General features: G+C 41.5%; 18 protein-coding genes. 7 read left to right on the plus strand and 11 right to left on the minus strand.

Annotated elements, in window-relative coordinates; translation table 11 throughout:
• Positions 1 to 45: 45 nt before the first annotated feature.
• On the minus strand, positions 46 to 1,158 hold the full coding sequence (locus G5T77_RS03825; protein ID WP_166138145.1) for an S-(hydroxymethyl)glutathione dehydrogenase/class III alcohol dehydrogenase: 1,113 nt from the start codon (positions 1,156 to 1,158) through the stop codon (positions 46 to 48).
• 120 nt (positions 1,159 to 1,278) lie between these two features.
• Here G5T77_RS03825 and G5T77_RS03830 point away from each other — a divergent pair, with 120 nt between their 5' ends.
• The 3 genes from G5T77_RS03830 (at position 1,279) to G5T77_RS03840 (ending at position 4,197) form a co-directional block, all read left to right on the plus strand.
• Positions 1,279 to 2,832 carry a phospholipase D family protein gene (locus G5T77_RS03830; protein ID WP_166138148.1) on the plus strand — a complete coding sequence of 518 codons (1,554 nt, stop codon included), beginning with the start codon at positions 1,279 to 1,281 and terminating at the stop codon, positions 2,830 to 2,832.
• 263 nt (positions 2,833 to 3,095) lie between these two features.
• The gene (locus tag G5T77_RS03835; protein WP_125278624.1) at positions 3,096 to 3,533 is read left to right on the plus strand and encodes a hypothetical protein; all 438 of its coding nucleotides are present in this window, start codon (positions 3,096 to 3,098) and stop codon (positions 3,531 to 3,533) included.
• 172 nt (positions 3,534 to 3,705) lie between these two features.
• Complete coding sequence (locus G5T77_RS03840) at positions 3,706 to 4,197, plus strand: pyridoxamine 5'-phosphate oxidase family protein (protein WP_159122904.1); 492 nt, start codon at positions 3,706 to 3,708, stop codon at positions 4,195 to 4,197.
• A 60-nt stretch (positions 4,198 to 4,257) separates the two neighbouring features.
• On the opposite strand, the gene G5T77_RS03845 is transcribed toward G5T77_RS03840, so the two are convergent.
• From G5T77_RS03845 to G5T77_RS03875, 7 genes are all read right to left on the minus strand, one after another.
• A complete protein-coding gene (locus G5T77_RS03845) occupies positions 4,258 to 4,842 on the minus strand; it encodes a uracil-DNA glycosylase family protein (protein WP_034704166.1) in 585 nt (194 codons plus the stop codon).
• 32 nt (positions 4,843 to 4,874) lie between these two features.
• Positions 4,875 to 5,585 carry an SGNH/GDSL hydrolase family protein gene (locus G5T77_RS03850; protein ID WP_159122902.1) on the minus strand — a complete coding sequence of 237 codons (711 nt, stop codon included), beginning with the start codon at positions 5,583 to 5,585 and terminating at the stop codon, positions 4,875 to 4,877.
• A 158-nt stretch (positions 5,586 to 5,743) separates the two neighbouring features.
• Positions 5,744 to 6,802 carry a fatty acid desaturase gene (locus G5T77_RS03855; RefSeq protein WP_166138151.1) on the minus strand — a complete coding sequence of 353 codons (1,059 nt, stop codon included), beginning with the start codon at positions 6,800 to 6,802 and terminating at the stop codon, positions 5,744 to 5,746.
• Between the two features lie 411 nt (positions 6,803 to 7,213).
• Positions 7,214 to 7,957: an SDR family oxidoreductase gene (locus G5T77_RS03860; RefSeq protein ID WP_004785546.1), complete on the minus strand. Its 744-nt coding sequence runs from the start codon at positions 7,955 to 7,957 to the stop codon at positions 7,214 to 7,216.
• A gap of 50 nt (positions 7,958 to 8,007) precedes the next feature.
• Positions 8,008 to 8,706: a histidine phosphatase family protein gene (locus tag G5T77_RS03865; protein ID WP_166138154.1), complete on the minus strand. Its 699-nt coding sequence runs from the start codon at positions 8,704 to 8,706 to the stop codon at positions 8,008 to 8,010.
• Positions 8,703 to 9,824: a phosphotransferase family protein gene (locus tag G5T77_RS03870; RefSeq protein WP_166138157.1), complete on the minus strand. Its 1,122-nt coding sequence runs from the start codon at positions 9,822 to 9,824 to the stop codon at positions 8,703 to 8,705. Before G5T77_RS03870 ends, G5T77_RS03865 begins: the two co-directional genes overlap by 4 nt.
• A 54-nt stretch (positions 9,825 to 9,878) precedes the next feature.
• Positions 9,879 to 11,120 (minus strand): acyl-CoA dehydrogenase family protein, encoded by a 1,242-nt coding sequence (locus tag G5T77_RS03875; RefSeq protein ID WP_166138160.1) that lies wholly within the window; start codon positions 11,118 to 11,120, stop codon positions 9,879 to 9,881.
• Positions 11,121 to 11,214: 94 nt separating this feature from the next.
• On the opposite strand from G5T77_RS03875, the gene G5T77_RS03880 reads away from it, so the two are divergent.
• Positions 11,215 to 12,132 (plus strand): LysR family transcriptional regulator, encoded by a 918-nt coding sequence (locus tag G5T77_RS03880; RefSeq protein WP_125278631.1) that lies wholly within the window; start codon positions 11,215 to 11,217, stop codon positions 12,130 to 12,132.
• Between the two features lie 161 nt (positions 12,133 to 12,293).
• Positions 12,294 to 12,911, plus strand: coding sequence for a thermonuclease family protein (locus G5T77_RS03885; RefSeq protein WP_159122897.1), 618 nt, complete (start codon positions 12,294 to 12,296; stop codon positions 12,909 to 12,911).
• Positions 12,912 to 12,989: 78 nt separating this feature from the next.
• Here G5T77_RS03885 and G5T77_RS17135 read toward each other — a convergent pair whose 3' ends face one another.
• The 3 genes from G5T77_RS17135 to G5T77_RS03900 are packed head-to-tail and all read right to left on the minus strand — an operon-like array spanning position 12,990 to position 15,553.
• Positions 12,990 to 13,097, minus strand: a complete 108-nt coding sequence (locus G5T77_RS17135; protein WP_104426067.1) for a DUF2474 domain-containing protein — start codon at positions 13,095 to 13,097, stop codon at positions 12,990 to 12,992.
• 9 nt (positions 13,098 to 13,106) lie between these two features.
• On the minus strand, positions 13,107 to 14,111 hold the full coding sequence (gene cydB, locus G5T77_RS03895) for a cytochrome d ubiquinol oxidase subunit II (RefSeq protein ID WP_034702762.1): 1,005 nt from the start codon (positions 14,109 to 14,111) through the stop codon (positions 13,107 to 13,109).
• On the minus strand, positions 14,108 to 15,553 hold the full coding sequence (locus G5T77_RS03900; RefSeq protein ID WP_159122896.1) for a cytochrome ubiquinol oxidase subunit I: 1,446 nt from the start codon (positions 15,551 to 15,553) through the stop codon (positions 14,108 to 14,110). Before G5T77_RS03900 ends, cydB begins: the two co-directional genes overlap by 4 nt.
• Positions 15,554 to 15,813: 260 nt before the next feature.
• Between G5T77_RS03900 and G5T77_RS03905 the strand changes: the two genes are divergently transcribed.
• Entirely contained in the window at positions 15,814 to 16,257 is a 444-nt protein-coding gene (locus tag G5T77_RS03905; protein ID WP_166138163.1) for a winged helix DNA-binding protein, read from the plus strand.
• The gene (locus tag G5T77_RS03910) at positions 16,254 to 17,453 is read left to right on the plus strand and encodes an MFS transporter (RefSeq protein WP_166138166.1); all 1,200 of its coding nucleotides are present in this window, start codon (positions 16,254 to 16,256) and stop codon (positions 17,451 to 17,453) included. Before G5T77_RS03905 ends, G5T77_RS03910 begins: the two co-directional genes overlap by 4 nt.
• Positions 17,454 to 17,497: the final 44 nt, after the last annotated feature.

Below are 17,497 nucleotides of genomic sequence, written 5' to 3' on the forward strand. Positions count from 1 at the left end.
GCCGGTGTTTACCGGCCTTTATGAAGTTTAAATCGCTAAATCATTTTAATCAAAATGAATCACGCTACGGATCGATTTGCCTTCATGCATCAGATCAAAGGCTTCATTGATCTGTTCTAATGGCATCGTATGTGTCACAAATGGTTCTAACTGAATTTCACCTTTCATGGCCTGTTCAACCATGCCCGGTAATTGAGAACGACCTTTAACACCACCAAATGCCGTACCCATCCATTTACGGCCTGTGACTAGCTGGAATGGGCGAGTTGAGATTTCTTTACCTGCACCTGCTACGCCAATAATCACAGACTGACCCCAGCCGCGGTGTGCACATTCTAGTGCTGAACGCATTACGTCGACATTACCAATACATTCAAAAGAGTGGTCTACGCCCCAACCGGTCATTTCCACAATCACTTGCTGAATTGGCTTGTCATAGTCTTTCGGATTCACAAAATCAGTAGCACCAAACTGTTTAGCCAGTTCGAATTTATCTGGATTGGTATCCACGGCAATAATACGACCAGCTTTGGCCTGGCGAGCACCTTGTACAACTGCAAGACCGATACCGCCTAAGCCAAATACAGCGACGCTATCGCCTTCCTGTACTTTAGCAGTGTTATGTACTGCACCAATACCTGTAGTCACGCCACAGCCTAATAAACACACTTGCTCATGGTTAGCTTCAGGGTTAATTTTCGCCAGAGAAACTTCTGCAACGACTGTATATTCAGAGAACGTTGAACAGCCCATATAATGATAAATCGGCTGGCCATTATAAGAAAAACGGGTAGTTCCATCTGGCATTACACCTTTACCCTGAGTCGCACGAACCGCTACACACAGGTTGGTCTTACCCGATTTACAGAACAGACATTCACCACATTCTGCTGTGTAAAGTGGAATCACATGATCACCCGGTTTCAGACTCGTCACGCCTTCACCTACCTCAACGACCACACCCGCGCCTTCATGGCCTAAAATGGCTGGAAATACGCCTTCCGGATCATCACCAGACAAGGTAAATGCATCGGTATGACATACGCCAGTATGGCTAATTTTTACCAGTACTTCACCTGCTTTTGGTGGAGCAACATCTACTTCCACAATTTCTAATGGCTGACCTGGGCCAAATGCAACCGCTGCACGTGATTTCATGTAAAACGATCCTTTTATTACTGATTTACAGATGGTTAACAGTAACCTCTTTCTATTCGGAGATTCAACCATTAACATCACTAGTTGAGGAATAAAACCCCTATAACTAATGGAACATCAATGACTAAGCCCTCGTCAATTACATGTTTAAGTATTTTTGTTTTTAGCCTGACTATTTCTGGCTGTGAATTAGCTCCCAATACAGCAAAAGAAGAAGCTATTACTCCAGTACAATCGACCCACTGGATCAGAGAGGAACAACTGCCACAGATTCAGGAAGGGAAAACGGCTTATCTGCCTTTATATGACGGTTTTATGAGTATGGCGGCAAGGTTATATCTGATTAATCAAGCCAAATACCATCTCGACCTGCAATATTACATCTGGAAAGATGACTATATTGGCAACATGATCCTCTCCCAATTATTAAAAGCCGCAGACCGTGGCGTGAAGGTTCGGGTTCAGATTGATGACCAGAACGGGACTCAACTGGATGATAAGTTGCTGGCCTTAGCCCAGCATCCTAATTTCGAAGTCCGACTATTTAATCCTTATAAATTCCGTCAATTGCGTGCCCTGGATTACGGATTCCGTATGAAATATATTAATCCGCGTATGCATAACAAACTTATTATTGCGGATGGTACGGCAGCGGTCACAGGTGGTCGGAATATCAGTAGTGAATATTTTGATGCCAGTAAGGATTTTCAGTTTAGCGATGTTGATATTTTCTTTGCCGGAAAGCCAGCACACGATGCGAATCAAACCTTTATCAAATTCTGGAACGATGATCTGAGCTATGATATCCGACAAGTTCTAAATGATTCGGGTAATCCACAACTTTTAAAACGACTAAGAACTGAATTTAAAGAAGATGAAGTCGATAAAAATGAATTGAAACGCCGAGTCGGTATTGCGGAGCAGCAGATTGATGAACAACTGAGAAAGCGCCCGATCAAATGGGGAAATGCCTATTTTGTTGCCGATGCCCCTTCCAAGGTTCGTCGTAGCGCCCAGAATGGCGATTATATTTATACCCATATGCTGGAACTCATGGGTGAACCCAAAGACCACCTGGAATTGGTTTCTTCTTATTTCATTCCTACTCAGGAAGGTGCGGATTATTTAAGTAAACGTTCCCAACAGGGTGTCAAAATCAGAATTTTAACCAATTCTTTCCAAGCAAATGATGTTGCTTTGGTTCATGCCTATTATCAGCAATACCGTAAACAGCTGCTCAAGAATGGAATCGAGCTCTGGGAATTCAAACCTTATATTGAACGGCCAAAACGGACCTGGTATGAAATTATGACCGGTAATATTATTCCGGCCAAAAATAAGAACAGCTCCAGTCTACATGCTAAATTCTTTGATCTGGATGGCATGGTATTTATCGGTTCCTTTAACTTTGATCCACGCTCTGCCTATTTAAACACTGAAGTCGGTCTGGTGATTGAATCCGATCAACTTCAAGATGAAATTACCAAGTCCTTAAACCAGTATTTACCCAGAATGGCTTATCAACTGAAGTTAGATAAAGAGGGTGAGATCATTTGGCTGGAACACCAAAAAAATGGTTCAGTCATTCAGCATAATCATGACCCTGAAACGACACAGTTCCAGCGTTATATGATGAATCTGGCAACAAAATTCCCGGGAGAATGGTTAATGTAATGACAGATACATTGCAATCAAATTACATTTAATGTGATTTTTCCTTAATTGATAGTTGGCTTTGGATATTTTAAATCTTTATTGGTGATAAGCTGAACAATATAAAATTGACTAAATCTCTAAATCGGGTTTTTATACTTATATTTTTCAGCTTATTTCTTATATATTAATCAGATCAATACCTACAAAGGTTTTACCTATTCCGTTGATTGCTCTAAAATTACACTTTTCCAGTATTTTGCGAATTTTCGCTTTCCACTCCCATGCAATTTTTTGATTTAAGTCGTCAGTTTAAACTCAGTGATATTCTCACCCCTGTTAAGACCTTGCAGGATCTGTCTCAACAAGAATGGTTTTTAGCCAAAATACGGGTTGAACATGACTGCCTGTCTGATTCGGATTTGGTCGAAGGTCAGGTCGTACTTAAATCTAATCAGAATATCCAGGTCGAACTGGAATGGCTGATTCAGGATACCGGTTATGAATTACAGGTGCTATTCAAAGGTGTTGAAACCGAAGCTTCTGAAGAAACACTGGTGATGGTTAAAGGCGCGCAACTGGTCGATGAACAACAGCAACTGATTTCTGCACAAGCTTTAAGTTTATGGATTGACGGGACATTACTCCCGATGTTGCCGAATATCCGCAAAGAAATTAAAGCGCGCTTAAACCTGTGGGATTATGTGGAATATGATGGTTAATTCATTTTTCCATTTCTAAAATTTGAAAGAGCCATATCGGCTCTTTTTCGTTTACAGGGAATTTACCTAATATATTTAATTGGTTAAATTGCCCTTGCCTGAATATTTTTATGGCAATGCCTATTTTAGACATACAGATTAAGCTTGATTAAAATAATAAAGAGAAAACATCATGATTTCCCCTTCTGAATGGCAAAATATCCGTCAAGTTGTTGCAGATGCGCAGCGTGCAGCAATGCATTGTTCGATCGCAACCGTCAATCCCCGAGGCTTTCCTAGTATTACTCCGATCGGAACTGTCTTTCTGGATCAGCAGTCTAGTACAGGTTTCTTTTTTGATACTTACTCCACCACCTTCTCTGAAAATTTACAGCATCAGCCACTTGCCTGCATTCAGGCTGTGAATAGCAGCAAACTGTTCTGGTTAAGTTCCATGTTCAAGGGAAAATTTAAGCATTATCCCGGTGTACGTTTATATGCAGAGATTGGCTCTTTACGTCCTGCAACAGCGGAAGAGATTGAGAAAGTTGAATCTCGTATCTCTACATTAAAATGGAGTAAAGGTAGCAAACTGATCTGGTCCAGCTTTCATCATGTTCGGGATATTAAAGTTAAGGATTATCGCTGGGTCGAATATCCCAATATGCAGGTAGAAAATACTTAAATACTTTCTAAAAGTAAGCTTATTTCATAAATATACTTAATATTTATATTTATTCATAACTCAAATTAGACCGACATGCTCGAACATCATCCGGTAACTATCTGCTTTCTTATCCAGAGCCAAAGGATAAGCCCGGGATGAAGATGGCATCCGGTATAGATACAGGTCACGGCCAAGAAAATGTGCCTGTGTTGGCTCACCTATACCGGGTTTCAACGTACCTTCAGGCATAGAGAGCATCAAAGTATCTGTGGCCTTGTCGCCTGTAGTCATGATGTGGTTGCAGTCCGGCATTTTCCCTAATAGATCCTGCAAATTGGTTGGTACTACAATTTCTAGAAATTTATCGGAAGCATTTCCCTTCAGGCGTCGGATCTGATAAGCACTGTCAAAAATCGCAATCCCCGTTTCAGTTAGAAACTCACGGATTAGATGTTCCTGAAATTTTTTATTAGGTAAGTCCAAAAAGTAATCTTTATTTTTAAAGAAAATTAATCCAAATATCCGCCACATATCATTTTGGTAATTCGGATAATAAAAATTCATTTTCCAGCGCGTTGCGGGTGGCGGAAAACTGCCCAACATCAGTAATTTGGCATTGGGCGGTAAAAATGGCGGTAATGGATGGGTTTCAATATCCGACATAAACTGTTCCAGATTCAGGTATTTCAGTTATTTTAGAATGCCTGACGGATCTTGCTAGCAACTTCTTGTCCCCAAAGTGTATAAACTTCCTTACTTGGATGAAAACCGTCTTTGGCCATTTGTAAATTCATGGCCCGATATTTTTCAATATCATATTCAATCCATTGCATGTTGATCTGCTTGTTCACAAATTTTTCCAGCTGCTGGTTCATGTGTTTGGCATATTGACCAAATAACCAGGCCAAAGGATTCGGTAAAGCCGGGAACATATTCATTGGAGGAACACCGGCTGCAATGACCAGTTTTGGATTAAACTTTTGCTGGATTTTGCCATAAAACTGTTCCTGCTTCTTGATCCAGACATCGGCAGGCATGAGCTTAGTCACATCATTCACGCCGACTGAAGTCACGACCACATCATAGGATTTAGCTTCAATCTGGTCTAAAGTACGAATGACCTTTGAGGTGGTATCGCCCGTTTTTGCCTGTAACTTCCATTCAATTTCAAAGTCATTTTTTAGCTCATTCAGAATCGCGCCAAGTAAGGCATCATTCTGATGATCTACCCCGACCCCTGCTGCTGCTGAATCACCCACAATCAGTAATGAAAGTTTTTTGCCTGTTCCTGTTTGGCCTTCACGTGCACCCTCTGGTTCTGGAAGTTTTATCGTATTTTTTTTGACACGGTTACCCTGAATTACGAGCGCGGGAATTAAGGCGATAGTGGCAGCTTTGAGCAACATAATGGACTAATTTATATAAAGATATGATTAATTTTACTGCAATTTATGGATTACGAGTAATACCTCAGCAGTCATTTTTAATGAATATTCACGTAACTTTAACTAGCAAAATAAAAAAATCCCGGCGTTTAACGGGATTTTTTAATGTGGCTGATATATCAAACTTTATGATCATTCCAGCGGTTCATGCGCTTGAACGTCCCAATATCATTAAAGCGTACACCCACTTCTTTCATGACTTTATGCGCCGTTTTAGAGGTCAACTGACGTATATAAAAGGGTTCTTTGACCACAAAATGATGGATCGCATGAGTTGAACCGAAATTACAGCAAAATAACTGGAATGGCACCATCCACCATGGATTCAGTACCTGAGTCTGCTTGATGACATCGCGTGGATCAATATCACCATAATAATGCATATTGGAGCTAACGAATTGCAGGCTAAAAGAACGGATAAAATTCGGAATGATCCAAATTACTGCCAAGAAATTCACGAGCGGCATAGCTTCGATGATACTTTCCGACCAAAGCATTTCATAACCAAAGATTGGTGCAACGGCATTGCCTACATGAAAGACTACAAATAAATAGCACAGACCATAATAAATCAAGCGTAATGGCAAGAAGCCTAATAGCTGAGAAATCATGGCAACTTTACGTTCTTTTTCAGGCTGTTTTTCCATAAAAAGATGAATCATTTTAAACATCTGAAAAGGACGTAAATAGACCGACATCAACTGGTCACTGATCACTAGTATGCGGCGAATCCCCCATGGCATACCATTACTGATGCCACGTTCTTCAAGATCATATTCAGTGCCTGAATATTTATGATGATGCAAATGCATGCGTCGGCGAGCCCATGGACTAATCGTATTTGGACGAGCCAGCCACACTAAAGCCAACATTAAATGATGTGCCCAAGGTGTTTTTTTGAAATACATATAATGAATCAGGTCATGTTCTAATTCATGTGTCAGTGAAGCAAAAATTGCAATTAGGGGAATGGTGAACCACGCAGAAAGATAACCATATCCATATGCCAATGCGCATGCGATCATCCCCGTCCAGGCAAAACCTAAAATACTCGCACCAATGAAATTCTGATGTTTAAGTATAGGATAACGGGTACGTATTTCTTCCCCGGCCTGTGTAACGATATTTCTGACCTTAGAGATTCGCTGTTGGTCAGTCATATCCGAAGATGTAGACATATGGACAACCTTTGATTTCTGAACAGTTGTACATTAAAGGAATTTATAAAAAAGAGAAGTTATCTTTCCACTTTCGCAGCGAGTATGTCCAAGTTTTGGGCAGTTTTAGTAATTTTTTCAAGATCAAGAATAAAGCAGAAAAATAAGGAGTATTTTCTATAAAACTTGTCGTCTAAAAATTCTCTTCTTAAAAATTTAATTATTTCTATTCTGATAGAATTTTAATTTTTATATATAAATAAAATTTATTCATCATCAAAGTGTTAATGACTTTTAGTGAATTAACTAATTATTTTAATAATTTATAATACCTTTAGATCCGATACCAGAATTATCCTACCTACTTTTATCCAAAATTTTGAATACTAAAAAGTAAAAAAGCCCCGAATGGAGCTTTTTTAAATTGAAGTTTTAACCTAATTTATTGACTAATTTTAGCGGCAATACTTTCATTGCCAGACCGAGTGGCAACCAAGGCCATTTCGGTACATAGGCTTTGACTGGCGCTTTCTCAATTTCTTCTGCCAATAAACGTGAACCCGTTTTCTCATCCACTTCAAATGGTAATTTTTTCGCGCCTTCATTAATTTCAGTACGAATATAGCCTGGGAAAATGGTCGTGACTTTAATTGGTGTATCAATTAGCTCAGCACGAATGCCTTCAGCCAGATGTGCAACCCCAGCCTTACTTGCGCCATAAGCAGTCAAGTGTTTTGGCATACCACGCATTGCGCTCATCGATGAAATCATCACCAGATGACCGGAGTTTTGTGCGCGGAAAATTTCCACTGCAGCTTCACATTGTGCCAATGCAGAAATAAAGTTGGTTTCAACAGTAGCTTTATTGATCGCAAAATTACCTTTACCAATCCGGCGGCCTTCACCTACACCGGCATTGACAATAATCCGGTCAATGGTGCCAAAGTCTTCTTTAAAGGCACGGAAAACCTCAAAAACCTGATCATAATTGGTCACATCCAGTGTTTTGGCAATGACTTTAATATCATATTGGCTCTCGAGTTCCTGCTTCAAAGTTTCCAGACGTTCCAGACGACGTGCACAAATCGCCAGGTTATACCCTTTTTTTGCAAATTCACGTGCCATACCGGCACCAATCCCTGAACTTGCACCAGTAATTAAAATCGTTTTAGCCATATTTTTACCCTATCCCTTTATTTTATAAGGTGTTTTATCTTCAATAATTTTTAAATCCAGGTTAGCAGGTCTGGACGCTGTGCTTTAATAAAATGATGTTCATTCAAACTGAGTAGCTGGGGTTCATTTCCGACCAGACGCAATGTAGTAATGCTGGTATTGGTAATTGCCCAGTTTAAAGCGAAAGTTTTCTCCGGACTCAGACCCAGGATTTTGCCTACCGCCACAGAGATGACGCCACCTGAGGTATACACGATTGCATAGCGCGGTTTAGTTTGCACAAGCTGATCACATAAGTTCTGCAAACCGGTTTCTACGCGGCTTTTAAAATTTGGCCAGGATTCATCATATTCATGGTGATAATCATCACAGGTCCAGCGAGCAATCGCTCCACTAAAGATCTTGCTCAGATAATCCCGTGGATTGGCATGTTCTGAGACATCCTGCTTAAGCAGTTCAGGCTGATTAAAACGCGGTTCATAACGGGCAAAAACCTGCTGATGATTAAACTCATTCCAGGCACTATCGGTCAAAATCTCGCTTTCAGGAAAACATTCATCTAAAGATAACTGTGCCGTCTGTTGATGACGTTGCATAGAACCAGCCACTACATACGGTGCTTCTTTCAGAATTTCATCAAAATAACGACCGAGCAATTTTGCCTGTAGTTCCCCATTTGGCGAAAGCTGATCATAACTGGCTGCCCCGAAAGATGCCTGTCCATGCCGGATCAAGTAAATGGTGGTCATTTTGGCATTAACTCTTTAAATTTCAGGATATATTTTTGTGCAATGTCATTGGCTTCAAGCTTTTGTAGACCAATCAGTTTTAAGGCACGAATATGCAAGGCATGAATGACTACCCAAAAATCCTTAAAGGCTGGATTGTTGGTTTGTTTGTGGTAATAACGATAATAGATCTGCTGAGCAATTACCGAGAGACGGAAAATCCCAAACACTTCATAGAATGTCCAGTTTTCCGGTTGCAGACCGGTTTTCTCCAAATAGTAATCCACCACTTCTTTACGGGTAAACATACCTTTTAAATTGGTGGGCTGACGACGTGTTGCTTTAAAAATGGCATTGTCCGTATCTTCTACCCAATAAGCCAAGGCAGAACCCAAGTCCATCAGCGGATCACCCAGGGTGGCCATTTCCCAGTCCAGCACCCCAATAACTTCAGTTGGATTCTCTAGATCCAGAATGACATTATCAAAACGCCAGTCATTGTGAATGACACAGGTTTTAGAATCAGATGGAATATTATCTTTCAGCCAGTTACGCACGTATTTAAAAGATGGAACATTTAATGTTTTGGCTTTTTCGTAACGTGCATCCCAGCCTTCTACCTGACGACGGCAATAGCCTTCACCTTTGCCTAACTTTTCCAGTTCTGTACCAGTGTAAGGAACTTGGTGTAGTTCGATCAGCTTATCAATCACATTAATACATAGAGTCTGGATATCTGATTCAGTCAGTTGTAATTCAGGCGGCAGCTTGGCACGCGGAATAATACCTTCAATGCGTTTCATCACATAAAAATCACAGCCAATGACTGATTCGTCCTGACAAAGTGCCACCATTTCAGGTACGACTGGATAATGGTCAGCCAAGGCTTTTTGTACATGATATTCACGTGCCATGTCATGCGCAGATTTGGCTTTAGTCCCTTGAGGCGGACGACGTAAAATTAAATCGGCATTGGCATATTGCAAACGATAAGTCCAGTTTGAAGCTCCACCGGAATATTGAGTAAGCTCTAAAGGACCTTCTACATTTACTCCTTGTTGATTTAACCAATCTGTGATGGCCTGTACATCCAGTTCCTCACCTTCACGAACTGATCCACCTACATCAATGACCGCCATAATTTTTCCTTAAAATCTTCTAATACGTTTCAATGTTCTGTATATAAAGCCAGCTTATTTTTTACGACGTGTGCTATAACCACGTTTTGCCAGTTCCAGCTTGGCAATCATACCTTTATGCACTTCATCCGGACCATCAGCCAGACGTAAGGCACGGGCTTGGGCAAAGAATCCGGTCAGCGGTGTATCACGAGAAACACCCGCACCACCGTGGATCTGAATCGCCATATCCACAACTTTTTCCAGTACACTTGGCGCGACCACTTTAATTGCAGAAATTTCAGTCAGTGCTGCCATATTCCCTAAAGTATCCATTTTATAGGCAGCATACAAGGTTAATAATCGAGCCTGATCAATGGCAACGCGAGCTTCAGCCACACGTTCCAGGTTACCACCCAGTTTTAAAATCTCTTTACCAAATGCGGTACGGCTCATACCCCGGTCAATCATAAGTTCTAATGATTTTTCAGCAGCACCGATGCAACGCATACAATGGTGAATACGGCCTGGCCCTAAACGACCTTGGGCAATTTCAAAGCCTTGACCTGCCCCCCCAATAAAATTCGAAACTGGAACACGAACATTATCAAAGCTGACTTCGCCGTGGCCATGTGGCGCATCATAATCACCAAAGACTGGAAGCATCCGTTCGATTTTTACGCCTGCAGTATCGACTGGAACTAAAACCATGGAATGCTGATGATGACGGTCTTTGGATTCATCTGGCGTATGTGCCATAAAGATGATGATTTTGGCATTTGGATCACCCAAACCCGAAGACCACCATTTACGACCATTCAAAACAATTTCATCACCTTCAACTACCGCCGTCGCCTGCATATTGGTAGCATCACTTGAAGCCACTGCAGGCTCAGTCATACAGAACACTGAACGGATTTTCCCTTCCAGTAGTGGCATTAACCATTGCTGTTTTTGTTCTTCAGAACCATAGCGCCACAATACTTCCATATTGCCGCTATCTGGTGCATTACAGTTAAAGACGGTAGGTGCAATTAAGCTTCGTCCAGAAAGTTCAGCGATATGCGCATATTCCCGAACGGATAATCCCTGACCTAATTCTGGACAAGGCAAAAACATATTCCAGAGACCTGCCGCTTTGGCTTTATCTTTCAATGTTTCAAGTTCTGCCGGCCATTGCCATTTGGTCCAGTCACCGCCTTGATTCAGTTGATGCACCTGATGCCAGAAATCAGCCTCGACAGGTTCAATTTCATCAGTAATAAACTTTTTTGTTCTATTTAAATAATCCTGTGCACGTGCTGACAGCTCAAACATTGCTTTATCCCTCTGAATATTCTAATTCATACGCTTTACAACACCTTAACCCAAAACTTATTATGAATAAAATGATTTAATTCCATATAGTAGTATGCATAGTATTCATTCAAAAACCGTGATGGATCTACGAAATTTTCATCGTATTGATATTAATCTTTATCCACTTTTTATTGCCATTTACGAACAAAACAGTATTTCTAAAGCTGCGCAAATTCTATCGATAAGCCAGTCAGCGGCCAGTCATGCTTTACAACGTTTAAGACAGCATTTACAAGATGATTTATTTGTGCGAACTGGTAGCAAGATGCAACCTACGCCGTTTGCGGATCAGATCTATCCTGAAATTAAAAATGCACTTTTTACGATTCAGAATATTTCGATGCAGCATCAGCAATTCAGACCGGAATCGATTCATAGCTTAAAAATTGCTGTACATGACGAAATTGAACCCATGATCTTTCCTAAACTGGTTCAACATTTCCAAAAAATTAACCTGGATCTTCAACTGAGTAGCATGAAACTCGACCGTAAAAATATTGCTGCAGATCTCGCCTCTCAACAGGTCGATTTTGTTATTGATCTGGAGCAAAGTATTAGTGAAAAAATTCAGTTTGAACGACTGGTACAGGATGAATTCGTGGTCTGTACACAACGAACAGAAATGAATGAACAGATTTATCTGGCCTCACCTCATATTGGCGTTTCCTCACGCCGTACGGGAGTTTTAGTTGAAGATATATATTTAAGTCGAAAACATTATTCCCGACAGATTTTTTTACGTTGTCAGCACTATTCCACAGCCCTGCAAATTCTGGAACAGCAAAAGACTGCCATGCTGACAATTCCTAAAAATGTTTTGACTCATCTACAGTTAGCAAACTGTCTGAATATTTTTGACGTTCCTGTACAACTTCCGAAAATTAATATGGGGATGTATTGGCATAAAGATTTGCAAGAAAATAAAAGACATCAATTTTTGAGAAATGAAATTTATAAAATTTTTGCTTAGGCTATTTATGAGATAATTTAAACTTGCTTAGGCTATTTTTATTATCAGGTTTTAGGATTGAGATTGGCCTAATTTGATAGTGCTTAGGCTATTTTATCGGTACAAAACTAAACACTGATTGATGGCTTTTTAAGCCCTATGCGGAGTGGCTTTGATCTAAAATGGCTCAACTTTTAGCTGTGTTTATGCGGCTGTTTTTGCTGATTTGGATCTTGCCCTTGTTACATCTCTCCACCACCTGGCAAATTGTGCTGGGCTTCGCACTTCTGTGTTTTTCTTATTATTTGCTGCATAAAATTACGGTGTATTTAAAGGACCTATTTCGCCCCTTTAAGAAAGGTAAGAAATATTGGTGCCGGGTAAGTGCGGTCAGTGATGGTGACACCCTCACCTGCTACCGTTTTAATATCCGTCGCTCTGAGACCAAATTACGTTTTGCCTATGTCGATGCACCTGAATCTTCACAGGCCTATGGTAAGGAATCACTACGCCTGGTTCAAAGTATGGTTAAAAATAAAATGATTCGGGTACAAATTACGGATATTGACCGTTATGGTCGCTGTGTCGGTGTGGTCTATCGTTATCGCAAGAATATCAATGAAGAGATTGTGAAACGTGGTGCGGCATGGGTTTATGAGGAATATATCCGGGATAAAAACCATTTACGCTATATGATGGAACTACAGAATAAAGCCAAAAAGCAGAAAAAAGGGTTATGGAAAAACAGCCGCCCTGTCCGTCCAAGTGTTTATCGTAAACAGATCAAAGCCTCATCTTGATATTTTAAAAATCAAAAATTTAGCCTATAAAAAGGGATTTGTACTAACAAATCCCTTTTCTTTGTTCATTTAATATACCTAATAGGCCAAATGCACCAGAAAGCGGAATGCCCCTGCAATAAGTGCTAGTGTCAAAAAACCTGCAAGCCATAAGCCGACAAACCATACTATCTGTTTGCGTGTCATAACTGCTCCTTAATGATAACCATCATCTCCAACACGTACCTTGTGTCGGAATACCCAATAGGACATACAGGTATAAATCACGATAATCGGAATCAGAATCAAGGCACCAATCAAGGCAAATAACTGACTATTTTCATGTGCCGCTGCCTGCCAGATCGTGACTGATGGCGGAATAATATATGGCCACAGACTAATTAGAAAACCGGTATATGCCAGGAATACCAGCACCAGCATATAGGAAAATGGACCTAGTTCACTGCGTCTTTTACAGGCGCGTAAGGCCAGCCAGGTAAACAATATGACCAAGATCGGTACGGGCATAAAGTAGGTAAATTGTGGCTGGCTGAACCAACGCTCCGCAATTTGCGGATGGGTCAACGGCGTATAAACACTAACAGCGCCTAAAATAATCAGTAAGGCTATAATCAGCTTCGGCATCAGTTTAAACATACGATCCTGTAAATCATCACCGGTTTTATAAATGAGCCATCCACAGCCTAATGCTGCATATAGCACCACGACACTGACTCCGGTAAAGATACTGAAGGGGCTAAGCCAGTCCAGACCACCGCCCACATAGACACCATTTCGTGTTTCAATCCCCTGAATATATGCACCCAGGATCATCCCTTGCAAGAAACTGGTAACGATCGATCCTCCAATAAAGGCTTTATCCCACCAGTGTTTGCTTTTATTCGCCTTAAAACGAAACTCAAAAGCGACACCACGAAAAATCAAGGCGATCACCATCAGGATAATGGGCATATATAGCGCTGAGAGTACCGTCGAATAAGCCAATGGAAAGGCAGCAAATAATCCGGCGCCCCCTAGAACCATCCAGGTTTCATTACCATCCCAGACCGGAGCGACCGTATTCATCATGACATCGCGTTCATCCTGATGCGGGAAGAATGGAAATAGAATGCCAATGCCCAGATCGAAACCATCTAGAATGGTATAGACCAGTACACCCAGTCCAATAATCGCAATCCAAATTAATGATAAATCAATCATTTTTTATCCTCCTGATCCGGATGTTCAGGAACCTCTTCAATACGTTCGCGAATACTGCTCAATGGTCGACGAGAAGCCTGAACCACATCGCTATCCGATTCATGGTGTGGTCTGGAATGAATAAATTCTGGACCTCTATGCATTAGGCGCAACATGTAGAAAATTCCTACGCCAAAAACGACGCAGTACACCACAACAAAGATAATCAGGGTCAAACCAACCTGTTCAGCAGACACTGGTGATAAGGCATCTTTGGTCCGCATAATGCCGTAGACAACCCAAGGCTGACGACCGACTTCTGTAGTAAACCATCCTGCCAGCATAGCAAGAAATCCGGATGGCCCCATGATGAGTGCAAAACGATGCAGACCACGTGACTCATAAAACCGTCCTCGAGTACGTGACCATAATCCCCAGAGTGCAAGCAAGAGCATTAACATACCCAGCCCGACCATAATCCGGAAACTCCAGAACACCACCAGTGAATTGGGTCGATCTTCAGGTGCAAAATCTTTAAGCCCCGTGACTTTTCCATCCATAGAATGCGTCAGAATCAGGCTACCCAATTTAGGAATACCAATTGCATATTTGGTTTCTTCAGCTTGCATGTCTGGAATCCCAAACAGGTATAAAGGCATTCCTTCATCATGATTGGTTTCCCAATGGCCTTCCATCGCGGCCAGTTTGGCTGGCTGATGTTCAAGCGTATTCAGACCATGCATATCCCCCACAAAAATCTGTAAAGGTGCAAGTGCCAGAATCAGCCACATGGCCATGGAAAATGAAGTTTTGACTAAAGGATCTCGACGGCCCTTGATCAGATGCCATGCCGCTGTTGAGGCTACAAGTAAGGCGGAGACCAGAAAGGCGGCCATTGCCATATGGGCCAGACGATAAGGAAAAGACGGGTTAAATACGATCGCTACCCAGTCTTGCGGGACGATCAGGCCATTTTCAATCGCAAAACCTTGAGGTGTCTGCATCCAGCTATTGGAAGATAAAATCCAGAACATGGAAATACAGGTGCCGATTGCGACCATTAAAGTGGAGAAAAAGTGCGCTCGTGGGCCAACCCGATCCCAGCCAAAGAGCATGATGCCCAGGAATCCGGCTTCTAAAAAGAACGCAGTTAAAACTTCATAAGCCAGCAAGGGTCCGGTCACACTTCCAGCGACCCGGGAAAACTCACTCCAGTTGGTTCCGAACTGATAGCTCATTACCACACCGGATACGACGCCCATACCAAATGCGACGGCGAAAATTTTGACCCAAAACTTGAACAGATCCTGAAAAATCGGATTTTTAGTCTTTAACCAGCGCCATTCCAGAATAGCCAAAAAACTTGCTAATCCGATTGAAATTGCAGGAAAGATAATATGAAAAGATACAGTAAAGGCGAACTGTATTCGTGCTAACTCTAATGCAGTTAAACCCAGAGTCATAAACTTCACCTATGCAGTGTTATTTGGCATATCTGCCCTTCAGTTATTAAGTGATGGATTTTTCTAGTGCTTAGGTAGCTTAGGCTGAATCATTCTTAAAAGTATGTAGTCTTTTGTTGATTGTTTTTTAATCAGGTTAAAGACTTGTAATAACTTAGTCAAAAAGACGTTAACCATGCAAAAATTTTCAAAATTTCCCTCTTGTTTAATTGAATAAAGAGGCGTAGATTAGGCACAATTTAGTTAGCCAGGTTAACTATATGTTTCAACCCTCTTCCAGATTTCGTTCACTGTTGCTGCGTTGCGCACGACTCATGAGTGATGAAATCAATACTATTTTATTATCCTCTCAACTTAATTATTCCTTATGGCAAGTGCTCTACACCATTCGATCCCAACAGCAATGCACGCTGGTTGATATTTCAAGCTATTTAAATGTTTCAAAACCAAGCATAACCAAACGTATCCAGCATTTAAGTGAACTCGACTTAATCTGCCAGATCGAAACCGAAGATAAACGTCAGAAATTATTTAAACTCAGCGAGCAAGGGGTTAAAACCTTTAACCTGTGTTCCAAACAGATTGATGCTTTTGAAGATCAGTTACTGCAACAGATTGATGCAGATGATCTGCAAAGCAGTAAAAACACTTTGGTAAAGCTGATTCAGCAATTACACCCTTCATCTCAGGAAACACCACAATGAGCCAAGATCAAGCCCGCTTATGGACCCCTAATTTCGTCCTGGTCAGTCTGGTTAATTTCCAGCTTGTTCTGGTGTTTTACCTGCTGGTGATTGTGATTGTCGGTTTCTCGGTCGCTGAACTGGGAGCATCGACTGCACAAGCCGGTCTGGTATCCGGTCTGTTTATTGTCGGAACGCTAATTGGACGCTTATTTATTGGGAAATTGCTGAATCGTCTAGGACTGAAAAATACCCTGGTGATTGGCCTGACTGGCTTTTTGCTATTTTCCGGACTTTATATGATTCCGGCCAAACTAGAAGTGTTATTGGGTATTCGTCTGATACACGGCTTTATGATGGGTATGGCATCTACCGTACTCGGCACAGTAATTGCGCAAACCATTCCAGCAACACGACGTGGTGAAGGTATTGGTTATTTCAGTATGAGCAGTACGCTTGGTACAGCGATTGGTCCTTTTGTCGGGATCTGGCTGATGACGAATTTTAATTATCAGGTGATTTTTATCTTTACTACTATTGTTGCGCTCAGCTGCCTGATTTGCGGTCTGTTTATCCAGCCGCCGCGCCTTAAAGCGAGTGGTACATTGACTTCCTCTGTTCCACAATCTGCCAGTAAGCTCGCTCAGTATGTAGAGCCGAATGCCTTGCCGATTGCTATCATTGTCCTGCTGGTGGCTACCTGTTATTCAGGCGTATTGTCCTTTATCCACTTCTATGCCAAAGACATCAATCTGGTCGAAGCAGCCTCTTTCTTCTTCCTGATGTATGCTTTTGCCATTCTGCTGTCGCGTCCATTTACTGGCCCATTAATGGATCGTAAAGGTGAAAACATCATTATCTATCCTGCAATCGTGATTATGGCAGTAGGTATTCTAATGCTGAGTCAGGCACAAAACTCTGTGATGTTACTGGCGAGTGCCGCGTTATTAGGTTTTGGTTTCGGTAATATTCAGTCAGTGTGTCAAACTATTGCCGTGAAAAGTACCACCTTGCAACGGATGGGTCTGGCGACCTCGACTTTCTTTATTGCACTAGATGCCGGTCTTGGTTTCGGACCTTATTTCCTCGGTATGCTGCTGGATCAGGTGGGTTATCGTCAGCTTTATTTGTTTTCCGCAGTGCTTACCTTTAGTTGTCTGATCTGGTATTACCTGCTGCATGGCCGCAAGGTTAAATCGACCTCAGTCAAAGCTTAAACCAGCTGATTCAAAAATTTTTAAACGGGCATTTAGCCCGTTTT

Origin of the sequence: Acinetobacter sp. GFQ9D191M, from assembly GCF_011174875.1 — a bacterium.
Classification (GTDB): domain Bacteria; phylum Pseudomonadota; class Gammaproteobacteria; order Pseudomonadales; family Moraxellaceae; genus Acinetobacter.

Coding starts and splice junctions, on each gene's coding strand:
- G5T77_RS03825 (WP_166138145.1), bottom strand. CDS start 1,158: ATGAAATCACGTGCAGCGGTTGCATTTGGCCCAGGTCAGCCATTAGAA.
- G5T77_RS03830 (WP_166138148.1), top strand. CDS start 1,279: ATGACTAAGCCCTCGTCAATTACATGTTTAAGTATTTTTGTTTTTAGC.
- G5T77_RS03835 (WP_125278624.1), top strand. CDS start 3,096: ATGCAATTTTTTGATTTAAGTCGTCAGTTTAAACTCAGTGATATTCTC.
- G5T77_RS03840 (WP_159122904.1), top strand. CDS start 3,706: ATGATTTCCCCTTCTGAATGGCAAAATATCCGTCAAGTTGTTGCAGAT.
- G5T77_RS03845 (WP_034704166.1), bottom strand. CDS start 4,842: ATGTCGGATATTGAAACCCATCCATTACCGCCATTTTTACCGCCCAAT.
- G5T77_RS03850 (WP_159122902.1), bottom strand. CDS start 5,585: ATGTTGCTCAAAGCTGCCACTATCGCCTTAATTCCCGCGCTCGTAATT.
- G5T77_RS03855 (WP_166138151.1), bottom strand. CDS start 6,802: ATGTCTACATCTTCGGATATGACTGACCAACAGCGAATCTCTAAGGTC.
- G5T77_RS03860 (WP_004785546.1), bottom strand. CDS start 7,957: ATGGCTAAAACGATTTTAATTACTGGTGCAAGTTCAGGGATTGGTGCC.
- G5T77_RS03865 (WP_166138154.1), bottom strand. CDS start 8,706: ATGACCACCATTTACTTGATCCGGCATGGACAGGCATCTTTCGGGGCA.
- G5T77_RS03870 (WP_166138157.1), bottom strand. CDS start 9,824: ATGGCGGTCATTGATGTAGGTGGATCAGTTCGTGAAGGTGAGGAACTG.
- G5T77_RS03875 (WP_166138160.1), bottom strand. CDS start 11,120: ATGTTTGAGCTGTCAGCACGTGCACAGGATTATTTAAATAGAACAAAA.
- G5T77_RS03880 (WP_125278631.1), top strand. CDS start 11,215: ATGCATAGTATTCATTCAAAAACCGTGATGGATCTACGAAATTTTCAT.
- G5T77_RS03885 (WP_159122897.1), top strand. CDS start 12,294: ATGGCTCAACTTTTAGCTGTGTTTATGCGGCTGTTTTTGCTGATTTGG.
- G5T77_RS17135 (WP_104426067.1), bottom strand. CDS start 13,097: ATGACACGCAAACAGATAGTATGGTTTGTCGGCTTATGGCTTGCAGGT.
- cydB (WP_034702762.1), bottom strand. CDS start 14,111: ATGATTGATTTATCATTAATTTGGATTGCGATTATTGGACTGGGTGTA.
- G5T77_RS03900 (WP_159122896.1), bottom strand. CDS start 15,553: ATGACTCTGGGTTTAACTGCATTAGAGTTAGCACGAATACAGTTCGCC.
- G5T77_RS03905 (WP_166138163.1), top strand. CDS start 15,814: ATGTTTCAACCCTCTTCCAGATTTCGTTCACTGTTGCTGCGTTGCGCA.
- G5T77_RS03910 (WP_166138166.1), top strand. CDS start 16,254: ATGAGCCAAGATCAAGCCCGCTTATGGACCCCTAATTTCGTCCTGGTC.